Origin of the sequence: Rhodanobacter sp. ANJX3, from assembly GCF_014200755.1 — a bacterium.
Lineage (GTDB): Bacteria > Pseudomonadota > Gammaproteobacteria > Xanthomonadales > Rhodanobacteraceae > Rhodanobacter.
In genome coordinates, this window is the sequence record NZ_JACHCM010000003.1 from 545,154 (window position 1) to 559,483 (window position 14,330).

11 protein-coding genes and 1 pseudogene are annotated in these 14,330 nt (G+C 64.5%); 6 read left to right on the plus strand and 6 right to left on the minus strand.

Annotation, left to right across the window (positions count from 1 at the left end):
* Positions 1-124 precede the first annotated feature (124 nt).
* From otsB to otsA, 3 genes are read left to right on the plus strand one after another with little or no spacing between them, the layout of a single operon-like run.
* Positions 125-931 carry a trehalose-phosphatase gene (otsB, locus tag HDE76_RS10980; protein WP_255481542.1) on the plus strand — a complete coding sequence of 269 codons (807 nt, stop codon included), beginning with the start codon at positions 125-127 and terminating at the stop codon, positions 929-931.
* Positions 928-2,733 (plus strand): glycoside hydrolase family 15 protein, encoded by a 1,806-nt coding sequence (locus HDE76_RS10985; protein WP_184507383.1) that lies wholly within the window; start codon positions 928-930, stop codon positions 2,731-2,733. The genes otsB and HDE76_RS10985 overlap by 4 nt, the downstream gene beginning before the upstream one ends.
* Positions 2,730-4,133, plus strand: coding sequence for an alpha,alpha-trehalose-phosphate synthase (UDP-forming) (gene otsA, locus HDE76_RS10990; protein WP_179477738.1), 1,404 nt, complete (start codon positions 2,730-2,732; stop codon positions 4,131-4,133). The genes HDE76_RS10985 and otsA overlap by 4 nt, the downstream gene beginning before the upstream one ends.
* Here otsA and pgeF read toward each other — a convergent pair.
* Entirely contained in the window at positions 4,124-4,891 is a 768-nt protein-coding gene (pgeF, locus tag HDE76_RS10995) for a peptidoglycan editing factor PgeF (protein ID WP_179477739.1), read from the minus strand. The two genes, otsA and pgeF, sit on opposite strands and share 10 nt — an antisense overlap.
* Before the next feature lie 24 nt (positions 4,892-4,915).
* On the minus strand, positions 4,916-5,890 hold the full coding sequence (gene rluD, locus HDE76_RS11000) for a 23S rRNA pseudouridine(1911/1915/1917) synthase RluD (protein ID WP_184507386.1): 975 nt from the start codon (positions 5,888-5,890) through the stop codon (positions 4,916-4,918).
* A gap of 92 nt (positions 5,891-5,982) precedes the next feature.
* On the opposite strand from rluD, the gene HDE76_RS11005 reads away from it, so the two are divergent.
* Positions 5,983-6,816 (plus strand): outer membrane protein assembly factor BamD, encoded by an 834-nt coding sequence (locus HDE76_RS11005; protein WP_255457676.1) that lies wholly within the window; start codon positions 5,983-5,985, stop codon positions 6,814-6,816.
* Positions 6,817-6,892: 76 nt separating this feature from the next.
* Here HDE76_RS11005 and HDE76_RS11010 read toward each other — a convergent pair whose 3' ends face one another.
* Both HDE76_RS11010 and HDE76_RS11015 read right to left on the minus strand, forming a co-directional pair.
* Positions 6,893-8,515 carry an NAD+ synthase gene (locus tag HDE76_RS11010; RefSeq protein WP_184507389.1) on the minus strand — a complete coding sequence of 541 codons (1,623 nt, stop codon included), beginning with the start codon at positions 8,513-8,515 and terminating at the stop codon, positions 6,893-6,895.
* 70 nt (positions 8,516-8,585) lie between these two features.
* Positions 8,586-9,203, minus strand: coding sequence for a LysE/ArgO family amino acid transporter (locus HDE76_RS11015; protein WP_179477743.1), 618 nt, complete (start codon positions 9,201-9,203; stop codon positions 8,586-8,588).
* Positions 9,204-9,331: 128 nt separating this feature from the next.
* Between HDE76_RS11015 and HDE76_RS11020 the strand changes: the two are divergent.
* Positions 9,332-10,251, plus strand: a pseudogene (locus HDE76_RS11020) (LysR family transcriptional regulator ArgP).
* 100 nt (positions 10,252-10,351) lie between these two features.
* Here the strand turns inward: HDE76_RS11020 and sucD are convergent.
* Together sucD and sucC are read right to left on the minus strand one after the other, a co-directional pair.
* On the minus strand, positions 10,352-11,227 hold the full coding sequence (sucD, locus tag HDE76_RS11025; protein ID WP_179477745.1) for a succinate--CoA ligase subunit alpha: 876 nt from the start codon (positions 11,225-11,227) through the stop codon (positions 10,352-10,354).
* Positions 11,228-11,242: 15 nt separating this feature from the next.
* Positions 11,243-12,445, minus strand: coding sequence for an ADP-forming succinate--CoA ligase subunit beta (sucC, locus tag HDE76_RS11030; RefSeq protein ID WP_343205692.1), 1,203 nt, complete (start codon positions 12,443-12,445; stop codon positions 11,243-11,245).
* Between the two features lie 277 nt (positions 12,446-12,722).
* On the opposite strand from sucC, the gene HDE76_RS11035 reads away from it, so the two are divergent.
* Positions 12,723-14,318: a HAMP domain-containing sensor histidine kinase gene (locus HDE76_RS11035; RefSeq protein WP_343205693.1), complete on the plus strand. Its 1,596-nt coding sequence runs from the start codon at positions 12,723-12,725 to the stop codon at positions 14,316-14,318.
* The last annotated feature ends 12 nt before the right edge of the window (positions 14,319-14,330 follow it).

Sequence of the window (14,330 nt, forward strand, 5' to 3'; positions counted from 1 at the left end):
GCTCTGCCACTGGCTGAAAGATGCGGACGGCACGAAGTGAATCAAGACGCGACAGCCCCGCTTGTGCGTCCCATTTGATCCAGATCAAAGATATCTTTCACATAGAAATTGCTACGGTGCAGCAATGGACACATCAAACGCTCGATCCGATCTGATGGAACAGGCGCCGTTGACCGCGCCGCCGCTGCCTTCCGGCGACACACGATGGGCGCTTTTTCTGGACGTGGACGGCACGCTGCTGGATTTCCGGGACGATCCACGCAGCGTCAGCGTCAGCAACGATTTATTGTGCTTGCTGCACGCGCTGCATGAAGCGTTGGGCGGCGCGCTGGCGCTGGTCAGCGGGCGCGCACTGGACGATCTGGACCGACTTTTCGGAAAACCTCAGTGGGCGGCGACGGGCCTGCACGGGCTGGAACTGCGACGTGCCGACGGCAGTTTTCGTAGGATAACGGTGGACGGCGAACAGCAGCAGCGCATGCATGAGGCCACGGCGGCGCTTGCCGGCCGCTTCGAAGGCGTGGAGCGCGAGGACAAGCAGATGGCGGTTGCCCTGCATTGCCGCCGCGCACCGCAGCAGTTCGAGCCTTTGCACGATGCCGCTGTCGACATGATCGGCCAGCTGCCCGGCTATGAGCTGCAGCCTGGCAATCTGGTGATCGAATTCAAACCGGCCGGCATGGACAAAGGTCGCGCGGTGAGCGAATTGCTGGCCAGCGCGCCTTTTGCCGGCCGGCTGCCGGTGTACCTGGGCGACGATCTGACCGACGAGCACGCCTTTGCCAGCGTCCACAAAAGAGGCGGCGTCGGCATTTTGGTCGGTTCGCCCCGCGTCACGCACGCGTTCTTTTCATTGTCCGGCCCTGCTGCGGTGGCGGCCTGGCTCGCTCGCGTCCTTGACGCACTCTCGCGAGGAACCTCCGAAATATGACGACCTACCCGCCGAACGACCTACCCGCCAGCCTTGAGCTCGGCGTCATCGGCAACGGCAGCATTGCCGCACTGATCGATCCACACGGCAGCATCGTCTGGTGCTGCCTGCCTCGCTTCGATGCCGATGCCAGCTTCTGCAAGCTGCTCTCGCCGAAGATCGGCGGCGGCGAGTGGGCCATCGAGCTGGAAGACTTCGAGCGAGCGGAACAGCGATACCTGCCGAACACCGCCGTGCTGGTGACCAAGCTTTTCGACAAGCACGGCGGCGCCATCGAAATCGTCGACTTCGCCCCGCGCCACCGTTCGCTCGGCCGCGTCTATCACCCGGTGATGCTCGCCCGAAAAGTCAGCCCACTCAGCGGCTCGCCGCGCATCCGCGTCAAGCTGCAGCCGCTTTGCGATTACGGCACGCAACCGGCGGCAACCACCTCCGGCAGCAACCATATCCGCTACATCCTCAGCGAGGTCACCCAGCGCCTGACCAGCGATGTGGCCACCCCGCTGATCGAACGCAGCCTGCCTTTCAGCCTGGATCGTCCGGCGCATTTCGTTTTCGGTCCCGATGAAACCTTGAGCGAAAGTCCGGCGGATTTCATCCATCGCGCGCTGGAGCGCACCCAGGCCTATTGGCGCGATTGGGTGCGCAGCCTGTCGATTCCCTACGAGTGGCAGGACGCGGTGATCCGCGCCGCCATCACGCTGAAGCTGTGCCAGTACGAGGCGACCGGTGCCATCGTGGCGGCCCTGACCACTTCCATTCCCGAAGCGCCGGGCACCGCGCGCAACTGGGATTACCGCTACTGCTGGCTGCGCGACTCGGCTTTCACCGTGCGCACGCTCAACCGGCTCGGCGTCACCAGCACCATGGAGGACTACATCCGCTATGTCTTCAACCTGGCCGTGGTCGAGGGCGACGACGAAGTCGGCCCGGTCTTCGGTATCACCTTCGAGCGTGAGCTGCACGAGCGCCAGGTCGATGGGCTGGCCGGCTATCGCGGCATGGGCCCGGTGCGCGTGGGCAACGACGCGTGGCAGCAGCGCCAGAACGATGCCTACGGCTCGGTTGTGCTGTCGTCGGCCCAGCTGTTTTTCGATCGCCGCATCGAGCACCGCGGCGACGCCATCATGTTCAAACGGCTCGAACGCATGGGCACTGCTGCGCTGCGCATGGCCGAACAGACCGACGCCGGTTTGTGGGAATTCCGCGGGCGCGCCTCGGTACATACCTACTCGGCGGCGATGTGCTGGGCGGCCTGCGATCGGCTGGCGCATATCGCCACCGAGCTGGGCCTGGACGACCGCGCGCGCTACTGGCATCACGAAGCGCTGGAGCTGCATGCGCGTATCGAGGCACGCGCGTGGAATGAAAAGCTCGGCTATTTCGTCGATGCGTACGACGGCGAAAACCTGGACGCCAGCCTGCTGCTGCTGGCGAACATCGGCTTTGTCGAGGCGACCGATCCGCGCTTCGTCGCCACGGTGGATGCCATCGGCGCCGCGCTCGGCCGCGGCAATTACCTGTTTCGCTATATCGCGCCGGACGATTTCGGCACGCCCGAAACCGCTTTCAACATCTGCACGTTCTGGTACATCGAGGCGCTGGCCGCCACCGGTCGCGAAGAGCAGGCGCGCGCCATGTTCGAAAACATGCTGAGCAAGCGCAATGCGCTGGGCCTGCTGTCGGAAGACTTGGCACCGGGCAGCGGCGAACACTGGGGCAATTACCCGCAAACCTATTCGCTGGTCGGTCTCATTCAGGCGGCCATGCGTCTGTCGCGTCGCTGGGAGGAAGCGCTATGAGCGATAAGAAGCCCGGTCGCCTGGTGGTAATTTCCAACCGCATCGCGCTGCCCGGAGAAACCTCCACCGGCGGCCTGGCGTCCGCCATGCAGGCCGCCCTGCAGGAGCACGGCGGGCTGTGGTTCGGCTGGAGCGGCAAGGTGTCCAGCGAGGAAAAGCTCAACCAGATCACTCACGAGTCCATCGACTACGCGACCTTCGATCTTTCGCGTCAGGATCACGACGAATTCTACGCGGGGTTCGCCAACCGCACGCTGTGGCCGCTGCTGCATTATCGTCTCGACATGGTCGATTACCAGCGTAGCCATCTGGACGGCTATATGCGCACTAACGCGCTGTTCGCCGATCATCTGGTGAAGCTGCTCAAGCCGGACGATATCGTCTGGGTGCACGACTATCATCTAATTCCCGTCGCCTCGATGCTGCGCGAGCGCGGCGTAAAAAACCGGATCGGCTTTTTCCTGCACACGCCGCTGCCGCCGGCCGCGCTGCTGATCGTGCTGCCCAAGCACCGCGCGCTGCTGGAGACGCTGGCCAGCTACGACCTCGTCGGCCTGCAAACGGCGCGCGACCTGCGCGCGCTGGAAGATTATTTCCTGCACGAGATCGGCGGCGCGATGCGCACCGGCGGCCGGCTGCGCGCCGCCGACGGGCGCAGCTTTCGCGCAGCGGTGTTTCCCATCAGCATCGACACCACGCTGGTCGCCCAGACCGCCAGGGAGGCCGAATCGCTCGATGAAATCAAGCAACTGCACAGCAGCCTGGCGGATCGCGCGCTGATCATCGGCGTAGACCGGCTCGATTACTCCAAAGGCCTGCCCGAGCGCTTTCTGGGCTACGCGCATCTGCTGGAACGCGCGCCCGAGCTGCACCGGCAGATCACCTTTCTGCAGATCGCGCCGACCTCTCGTGGCGTAGTGCCGCAGTACCAGCAGATACGCCGCGACTTGGAGCGCAGCGCCGGCCACATCAACGGCATGTACGCTGCGCCGGACTGGGTGCCGATCCGGTACGTCAATCAGTCCTTTCCGCACAGCGTGCTCACCGGCTATTACCGCAATGCGCGCGTGGGTTTCGTCACGCCGCTGCGTGACGGCATGAACCTCGTGGCGAAGGAATATGTCGCCAGCCAGGATCCGAAAGATCCCGGCGTACTTGTGCTCTCGCGCTTCGCCGGCGCCGCGTTCGAACTGCCCGAGGCCTTGTTGATCAATCCGGCCGATACTGCCGAGGTTGCCGACGCGCTGGAGCGCGCGCTGAAAATGCCGCTCAAGGAACGCAAGCGCCGCTGGCGAGCAATGATGGACGTGCTGGAAAAACACGATCTCACCGCGTGGCGCAACAACTTTCTCGCGGCGCTGACGGATATCCACGCCGAACCGACCGAGGCTCAGGCCTGAGGCAAAGCTTTCTCGCGCTCCAGCCAGATCAAACTGCCGAACCGTCCGCTGCGCTCGCCGTCGCGCCGGTAGGAATAGAAGCGTGGGTCGGTGAACGTGTCGAAGCCGCCGCCGTAAACACGCGATACGCCGGCGGTCTGCAGCCGAAGACGCGCCAGTGCGGTCAGATCGCACAGCCAATGGCCGGGGCGCGTCGCGGCGAAGCACGACGCAGCGGACGGGTCGAATTCGACGAAGGCGGTAAGCACCTCTTCGCCCACTTCGTACGATGGCGCACCGATGCACGGCCCCAGCCACGCGAGAATGTTTTCCCGCGCCGCGCGCAGCCCGGTGAGGGTTTCTTCCAATATGCCGTTCGACAGGCCACGCCAGCCGGCATGGGCGGCGGCGATTTCGCGACCGTCCGTGGTGCAGAAAAGCACCGGCAGACAATCCGCCGTGAGAATCGCCAGCACCGTGCCCGGCAGATGCGAAACGGCCGCATCCGCCTGCGGCTCATCCGCGCTGGGCAACGGCCCGAGCTCCGCCACCGTCGTGCCGTGCACCTGACGCAGCCAGCGCGGCGCGGCCGGCAGCGCCAATGCCTGCTGCAAGCCACCGCGATTGGCCTGCACCGTATCGACGGCGTCGCCGCTGCGCAAACCGAGGTTCAGACGATCGAACGGCGCCGCCGACACCCCGGGGCCGTGCCGCGTGGTGACCACCGCACGGACAGTAGGCGGCGCAGGCCAGTCTGGAAACACCCAGCTATCGATCATCGGAAAGCTGTTCGGCCATAGTGCTCAATAATCGTCGGCACCGTGCGCGGCCAGATCGGCCCGCAGTGCCTCGATCAGCGTCAGCTGGTCGGCGGGGCGCTCTGCGCTGAACGAGAGCGTTTCTTCTGTTACCGGATGCACGAACGATAGCCGCTCGGCGTGCAGCGCCTGCCGGCGAAAACCGCGCAATACGGCGATCAGCTCGGGCGAGGCGCCCTTGGGCAGCTTCAGGCCACCGCCGTAGAGCGGATCGCCCAGCAGCGGGTGGTTGATATGCGCCATGTGTACACGGATCTGATGCGTACGGCCGGTTTCCAGCTGGCACTGCAGCAGGCTGTGGGCGCGGAAGCGCTCGCGCAGGCGGTAATGCGTGACCGCGTGCTTGCCGTCCTCCTCGTCGCGCACGGACTGGCGCAGGCGGTCGCCCATGTGCCGACCGATCGGTGCGTCGACGGTGCCGCCGGAGACCATCGTGCCCAGCACTACCGCTTCGTACTGGCGCTCCACCTCATGCCGGGACAGCAAATCGACTAGGGCGGTGCAGGTCGGCAGGGTTTTCGCCACCACCATCAGGCCGGAGGTGTCCTTGTCCAGCCGATGCACGATGCCGCCGCGCGGCAGCTCGGCCAGCTTGGGGTCGTGATGCAGCAGCGCATTCAGCAGGGTACCGGCGGGGTTGCCGGCGCCAGGATGTACCACCAGCCCGGCCGGTTTGTTCAGCACCAGCAGGTGCTCGTCCTCATGCACGATCTCCAACGCGATCGCCTCCGGCTCGCTGGTGACCTCGGCCGCCAGCTCCACCCGCAGCCGCACCTGCTCGCCGCCGCGCAGCAGCTGGCGCGGCGGCGCCTGGGCGCCGTCCAGGGTCACCGCGCCGGACTTGATCCAGCCGCTGAGCCGCGAACGCGAGTAATCGGGGAACATCTCGGCCAATGCCTGGTCGAATCTGCGTCCCGCGGCGGTCAGGGGGACGTCCGCCTCGTGCCGTATGGTGGTCATGGCCGTCCCCACGGGCTGTGGCCGGTTTCGGCTATCATGCCTCTTCGATCAAACATCTGAATTCTTTTCCCATGCGTGTAATGAAACTGCCGATGACCCAATTGCGTGTTTTCAAGGTGCTGGTCGTGCTCGCGTTTGCGGTGTCGATGAGCGCGTGCTCATTGTTCCATCATAAGCGCGACACGCTCGATACCCTGCCGGTGGATGCGCTCTACAACACCGCGCACGATTCGCTGGAAAACTCCGACTACGCGGCTGCCGTCAAGGCCTACCAGCGCCTGATCGCCCGTTTCCCGTCCGGCCCGTACAACGAGCAGGCCCAGATCGACCTGGCCTACGCGCAGTACAAGAACAACCAGATGGAAGACGCGTACTCGACGATCAACCGCTTCATCAAGACCTACCCGGCCAATAATCACATCGATTATGCCTATTACCTACGCGGCCTGATCAATTTCGATCGCACCAGCGGCGTCATCGAACGCTATGTTTACCGCGAAAACGGTCAGGCACGTCGCGACCAGGGTTACAACCTGCAGTCGTTCGACGACTTTTCCGAGCTGACCCGTCGCTATCCCGACAGCGCGTATGCCGCGGACGCGCGCCAGCGCATGATCTATCTGCGCAACAGCCTGGCCGAGTTCGAGATCGATGTGGCCGAGTTCTATCTGCGCAACAAAGCCTACATCGCTGCGGCCGACCGCTCGCAGTATGTCATCGAACATTACCAGCAGGCGCCGCAGACCGGCGACGCGCTGGCCATCCTCACCCGCAGTTACCTAGCGCTCGATCACAAGGAGCTGGCCGACCAGACCCGCCAGGTGCTCGCTTTGAACTACCCGAATCATCCCTATCTGAAAGATCCCAAGTGGCCGCACGCGCCGTCGACGTTGCGCAAGATGGTGCCGTTCTCCGGCCATTATTGAGTCAGCCATTTGTCCGACATGAAAAAGCCGGCGAGCGATCGCCGGCTTTTTCATGTCCTTAGTACCAGATGTACCTTCAGCGCCAGCCGGAGGTGATCGGATAACGCCGCTCGCGACCGAAGGCGCGCCGGGTCACGCGCGGCCCCGGTGCCGACTGGCGCCGCTTGAACTCGTTGGCCAGCACCAGCCGCGCGACTCGGCGCACCGTCTCGGCATCGAACCCGGCTGCGACGATTTCCGCCTGCGACTGCTCGTCTTCGATAAAGCGTTCGAGGATCGCATCGAGCTCGTCGTAGGGCGGCAGCGAATCCTGATCGGTCTGATCCTCGCGCAGTTCGGCCGAGGGCGGCCGTTCGATCACCGCCATCGGGATGAACTCCGCGCCGTCGGGCCGAGTGTTGCGCCAGCGCGACAGCTTGTAGACCTCGGTCTTGTAGACGTCTTTGAGCGGCGCATAGGCACCGCACATATCGCCGTACAGCGTGGCATAGCCGACTGCCATCTCGCTTTTGTTGCCGGTCGCCAGCAGCAGCCGTCCGTGCTTGTTGGACAGCGCCATCAGCATCACGCCACGGGTGCGCGATTGCAGGTTTTCCTCGGTCGTATCCGCCGGTTTGCCGGCAAACGCCGGCGTCAGCGCATCGATAAACGACGCATAGGTCGGCTCGATCGAGATCACGTGATAGTCGACACCGAGCAGCTGCGCCTGTGCGCGCGCGCCGTCCAGCGACAGCTGCGAGGTGTAGCGCATCGGCATCATCACGGCGGTGACGCGATCGGCGCCCAGCGCATCGACCGCCAGCGCCAGCGTCAGTGCCGAATCGATGCCGCCGGACAGGCCCAGCAGCACGCCGCCGAACCCGTTCTTGTCGATGTAGTCGCGAATGCCGCGCACCAGTGCCGCATAGAGAATCGCCTCGTGCGAGGTATCGGTGGCTTGCGGCCAGTCTTCGGCAACCAGGGTGCGCGTCTTCGAATCGAACTGCGCCCACAGCAGCGCTTCGGCGAACGCCGGTGCGCGGCCCGCGATGCGACCGTCGCCGTTCACCAGCAGCGAAGCGCCGTCGTAGACCACCTCGTCCTGACCGCCGATCACGTTGACGTAGGCAATCGCGCAGCCGGTTTCCAGCGCCCGCGCCGTCAGCACGGCTTCGCGGGTCGACTGCTTGGCATCGTCCCAGGGCGAGGCGTTGATCACGATAATCAGCTCCGCGCCCGCGGCCGCCGCCTTGGCCGCCGGCTCGGGCATCCAGACGTCTTCGCAGATCAGCAGGCCCACGCGGACGCCGTCGATGGTAACCACCACGCTTTCATGGCCAGGGCGGAAATAGCGCTTGTCGTCGAAGACGCCGTAGTTGGGCAGCGCCTGCTTGTGCGCGGTGACTTCGATGACGCCTTCGCGCAGCAGGCTGGCCGCGTTGAATACCTCGCCCTCGCTGTGCGGATGACCGACGATCACCGCCGTGCTCGACGTCGCTGCAGCCAAAGCCTGCAATTCGCTCTCGCAGGCGGCGAGAAAGCTCGGCCGCAACAGCAGATCCTCCGGCGGATAACCGCTCAGCGACAGCTCGGGAAACGCGATCAGCGCCGCACCCTGCGCCTGCGCTTCATCGATGAGGCCGCGCATGCGCTTCGCATTGGCGCCCACGGCACCGACCGAAAAATCGAATTGCGCCAGCGCGAAGCGTAAGGTGGTCATGCCCAAAAGATCCGACGTCGAATGCAGAAGCGCATGATAACCGAGCGCCGCACCGCCACGGCGGCGCCGCTCAGCCGAAAAGACCGAGCAGCACGGCCGCCAGCAGCAGCATCAGTACGGCGACGAAGGCATCCAGCAGTCGCCAGGCCAGTGCGCTGCGAAACCAAGGCAACAGGAATCGCGCACCAAATCCCAAGCTGATGAACCAAGCCACGCTTGCCGTCGCGGCACCAGCGGCAAACCACCAGCGCGCCGCACCCACGTAATGCGTGGACACCGATCCCAGCAACACCACGGTATCCAAATAGACGTGCGGATTGAGCAGGGTGAAGCCCAGGCTGGCCGCAACTACGCGCCAGCGGGTGCCATCGATATCGCTGCCTGCAGGCTGCAGTCCGGATGTGCCACGACAGGCCCGCCACGCGGCAAGCAAGCCGTAGCCGAACAGAAAGATAGCGCCGATATAACGCAGCCATTGCAGCAGGCCCGCATGTTGCTGCACCACCAAGCCCATGCCAGCGACGCCTAGCAGGATCAGCGACATATCCGAGAGCGTGCAGATCGCCACCACCAGACCGACATGCTGCCGCTGCAGCCCCTGCCGTAGCACGAAGGCATTTTGCGCACCGATCGCAATGATCAGGCTGGCGCCGGTCCCGAGACCAGCCAGATAAGCCGTGGATGACATGGTGACTTCCTTCAGGTAAACCGCAATCTGGGGCAGTGCAAAGCATCAGTAAAGCTAAATATTTTTCAGCTACATTAGATTTACTTAAGCTAATGACAGCGCATCGGCGCACGCCGAAGGCATCCTTGATGACCCTGTTGAATCCCCAGCTCACCGCCTTCGCCGCCGTGCTTGCCGAAGGCAGCTTCGATGCCGCCGCCCGGCGACTGTCGCTGACGCCCTCCGCCATCTCGCAGCGGATCAAAGCGCTGGAGGATCGGCTGGGCCAGGTGCTTATCCTGCGCCGCCTGCCATGCCGAGCCACCCCAGCGGGCAACGCCTGTTGCGCAGCGTGCAGCAGATGCAATTGATGGAAGCCGAAACGCTGGGCGAGTTTGCCGCGACCGATCCGGCAAACCGGGCAGCCTCGACCATGGCGATTGCCGCGAATGCCGACTCGCTGGCCAGCTGGTTGCTGCCGGCGCTGGCGGAGCTGCACGCGCGGCACGGCATGCTGTTCGACATCCGAACGGAAGATCAGGACCACTCGGCCGATTTATTGCGCGACGGCTCGGTGCTGGGTGCGATCACGGCCGATGCCAAGCCGGTGCAGGGCTGCGCGGTGAAAAAGCTCGGCGTGATGCGTTATCTGCCGATCGCCTCGCCGGCCTTCGTCGAAAAGTATTTCAGCGACGGTCTCAATGCCGCGGCGCTGGGCCAAGCACCCGTATTGATCTTCAACCGCAGGGACGCCCTGCAGACGCGATTCATGCGCGCTGTCACGCGCGCCAAGCTGGCGCCGCCCATTCACTACATACCGTCATCGACCGCGTTCATTGAAGCGACCGCGCTAGGACTCGGCTGGGCCATGGCGCCCGCAGCCATGCTCGCCGGGCCGCTAGTCAGCGGCGCCGTGCAAACGCTGGCACCCGAGCGCTGGCTAGACGTACCGATGTACTGGCAGCACTGGACGATCCGCTCGCCGGCCCTGACGCAACTGACCGGTGCGCTGCTGCGCGCAGCGGCCCAAGACCTGCAGATTTCCGACGGCACAAGGCACCGACGCTAAAGCCATCGGTATAGCCATGCCCGGCACCCATAAAAAAGGCCGCGGCATGACCGCGGCCTTTCGTGTCACCAAACGGCGGCGACTTGGCTTAAGTGTCGACTTACTTGGACATCAGCTTGGCGAGCGTCTTGCCCAGATCGGCAGGCGACTTCACCGTGGTGACGCCGGCCTTTTCGAGCGCGGCGAACTTCGCCGCGGCCGTGCCCTTGCCGCCGGAGATTATCGCGCCGGCGTGGCCCATGCGCTTGCCGGCCGGCGCCGAGGCGCCGGCGATAAACGACACCACCGGCTTGGTGACGTACTCGCCGATGAACTCGGCGGCGTCTTCCTCGGCCGAACCGCCGATCTCGCCGACCATGATGATGCCTTCGGTCTGCGGGTCGTCCTGAAACAGCTTCAGGCAGTCGATGAAGTTCAGGCCGTTGATCGGATCGCCACCGATGCCGATGCAGGTGGACTGGCCCAGGCCTTCGTTGGTGGTCTGGAACACGGCTTCATAGGTCAACGTGCCGGAGCGCGACACGATGCCGACCTTGCCCGGCTTGTGGATATGGCCCGGCATGATGCCGATCTTGCACTCGCCCGGGGTAATGATGCCGGGGCAGTTCGGCCCGATCAGCACGATTTCCGGGTGCTGCGCCAGCACGTTCTTGACGCGCAGCATGTCCAGCACGGGAATGCCTTCGGTGATCGCCACAATCACCTTGATACCGGCATCGATCGCTTCGAGGATCGAGTCGGCCGCGAACGGCGGCGGCACGAAGATCACCGACGCGTCGGCACCGGTTTCCAGCACGGCTTCATCGACCGAGTTGAAGACCGGCAGACCGATGTGCTCGGAACCGCCCTTGCCCGGTGTCACGCCACCGACGACCTTGGTGCCGTAATCGATCGCCTGCTCGGCGTGGAAGGTGCCCTGCTGGCCGGTGAAGCCCTGCACGATGACCTTGGTATTTTTGTTGACGAGAACGCTCATGCTTGCATGTCTCCCTTAAGCCTTGGCCGCAGCCACGGCCTTTTGCGCCGCGTCGTTGAGATCGTCGGCCGGCGTGATCGCCAGTCCGGAGTTGGCCAGCAGTTCGCGGCCCTTCTCGACATTCGTGCCCTGCAGGCGAACGATGACGGGGATCTTCAGGCCCACTTCCTTTACCGCGGCGATGATGCCTTCGGCAATCAGGTCGCAGCGCACGATGCCGCCGAAGATGTTGACCAGGATGGCCCTGACCTTGTCCGACGACAGGATCAGCTTGAACGCTTCGGTCACGCGCTCCTTGGTGGCGCCGCCGCCGACGTCAAGGAAGTTGGCCGGCTCGCCGCCCGCCAGCTTGATCACGTCCATCGTGGCCATGGCCAGACCCGCGCCGTTGACCATGCAGCCGATGCTGCCGTCCATCGTCACGTAGTTGAGGTTGTTCTGCACCGCGGCCGCTTCGGCCGCGTCTTCCTGGGTCAGGTCGCGCATGGCGCCCAGATCCGGATGACGGAATTCCGCGTTGTCGTCCGAGTCGACCTTGCCGTCGAGCGCGGCCAGCGTGCCGTCTTCGAGCACGGCGAGCGGGTTCAGCTCGACCAGGGCCAGATCCTTTTCGTTGAACAGCTTGTACAGGCCCAGCATGATCTTGGTCAGCTGATTGACCTGCTTGCCGTTGAGGTCCATCGCAAAACCGAGCTGACGGCACTGATACGGCTGCAGGCCTTCGACGAAGTCGATGACGATGGTATGGATGTCTTCCGGCGTTTCCTTGGCCACCTGCTCGATGTCTACGCCGCCGTGCTTGGAGGCGATGAAGGACACCGACTTGCTGTCGCGGTCGACCAGGATCGACAGATACAGCTCTTTGGCGATATTGGTCGCATCGGTCACCAGCACCAGGTTCACCGGCAGCGCACGGCCGGCCGACTGGTAGGTTTCCATGCGGGTGCCGAGCATGCCTTTGGCTGCAGCGCGGACGTCGTCGAAGCTCTTGCAGAACTTGACGCCGCCGGCCTTGCCGCGGCCGCCTGCGTGGATCTGCGCCTTGACCATCCACTGCGAACCGCCAAGATGCTTGGCGGCGTCGACGGCGGCGTCGGGGGAATTGGCAACCTTGCCCGGCGGCACGGCGATGCCGTACTGCGCGAACAACTCTTTGGCTTGGTACTCGTGGAAATTCATTCGATACCTCGAGCGAACGGAGAAACATAAAGGCCGCACGCAAAACGGCGCGTGGGTCGGGAGAGTCGGACGGCGGAGTGTCGCGCTGGCGATATGCGGGCTGCAGACTCGTCAGCGGGGGGAAACCGCGCTATTCGGCCGCCTATTTTCGCGGAAGCCGGCGGCAATGGAAAGAGCCGGCGCGTTCCGGCCGTCACGCATGGCGGTTTGATGCGCCTGCCCGCCACTGCCAAGGCGGCGCGCGCGGCCTCGATCTCGCCTCTATACTCACGCAAACCACCGCAGAGCATGCCCGCACGTGTCCAGCGTTCCATCCGTGACGACCAGCTACGCCGGCAACCAAACGATCCGCCACGAGCTCACGTTTCTCAACGTGTTCCGTGTGATCCAGGCGCTGGTCTACGTCGGCCTGGCCTTTACGCCCTTGGGGCTGGGCTGGTTTCAGCTCGGCAGTCTCCATTTTGCCGGTTACGTGGTCACGCTCTATCTGCTGTTCGCGCTGCTGTCGCTGGCGCTCAACCGCCGCAGCATGGGCTCTGTGACGCTGGCCGTGTCTGCCGCGCTGGTGGTCGACATCGCTGCGGCAGTGCTGGCCATTTCGGCGATGGACGACACGCGCATCGGCATCTCGATGATGCTGGCGGTCAACTTGTGCGCCGGCGCACTGATTCTGCCACTGCGGCTATCCAGCTTCTTCGCGGCGCTGGCCACCGTGGGCATTCTCGGCCACACCTTTCTGCAGGCCAGCCATGGCGGACCCGGCGATCGGGACCTGCTCGAATCGGCATTGTTTTGCCTGGCCTATTTCGCCGCCACCACCCTGTGCCACGTGCTGGGGCGCCAGCTGCGCGCGACCGAGGCGCTGGCGGAGCAGCGCAGCACCGACCTGGCCAACATGGCCCAGGTCAACGAGCTGATCATCCGGCGCATGAAGACCGGCGTGCTGCTGGTCGACGACGCCAATCGCATTCATCAAATCAACGAATCGGCCTGGATGCTGCTGGGCAACCCCGGCGCCGATCAGCGCGACCTGGGCCAGCTGGCGCCCGAGCTGTCGCGGCGCCTGTATCACTGGATGACCTCGGGCAAGCTCGACGAAACCGCGACGCAACTGGCCGACGGCGTGCCCGAAGTGGTGCCGCGCTTCAGCCGCCTGGCGCCGAACGACGATTCGCACGTGCTGATTTTTCTCGACGACACCTCGCTGCTGTCGCGCCGCGCCGAAGAGCTCACGCTGACCTCGCTGGGCCGACTGTCTGCCTCGATCGCGCACGAGATCCGCAATCCGCTGGCGGCGATCCGCTACTCGGCACAGCTGCTGGCCGAGTCCAAGAGCATGGATCAGACCGACCAGCGCATGGTCGAGATCATCAACAACCACTGTATACGGCTCAACGAAATCATCGAAAACATCCTGCAGCTGTCGCGCCGCGAGCGCTCCCGACCGGAGACGCTGGATCTGGGCAACTGGGCGCAGCATTTCGTGGCCGAATACAGCGAAGGCAATGACCTCGGCGCCGACTCGCTGCGGGTGGTCGCCACCACCGGCGCGCCGGTGACGGCGGTGGCCGACCCGCAGCAGCTGCAGCAGGTAGTGTGGAATCTGGTACAGAACGCGCTGCGCTACGGCCGCCTGCCGGGCGAACCGGCGCGGGTGATGGTGGTGGCGCGCGCGGGCGAGCATGGCGTGCCGATTCTGGAAGTGATCGATCGCGGCCCGGGCATCGTGCCCAAGGTCGCGGCGCAGATCTTCGAACCGTTCTACACCACCCACGAATACGGTACCGGTCTGGGCCTCTACCTCGCTCGGCAGATGAGCGAGGCGAACCAGGCCGCACTGGAATACGTGCGCGTCGCCGGCGGCGGCAGCTGCTTCCGACTGATTCTGACGCCGGCAACCGGCTCGAAGTGACTCAAGCCGCGC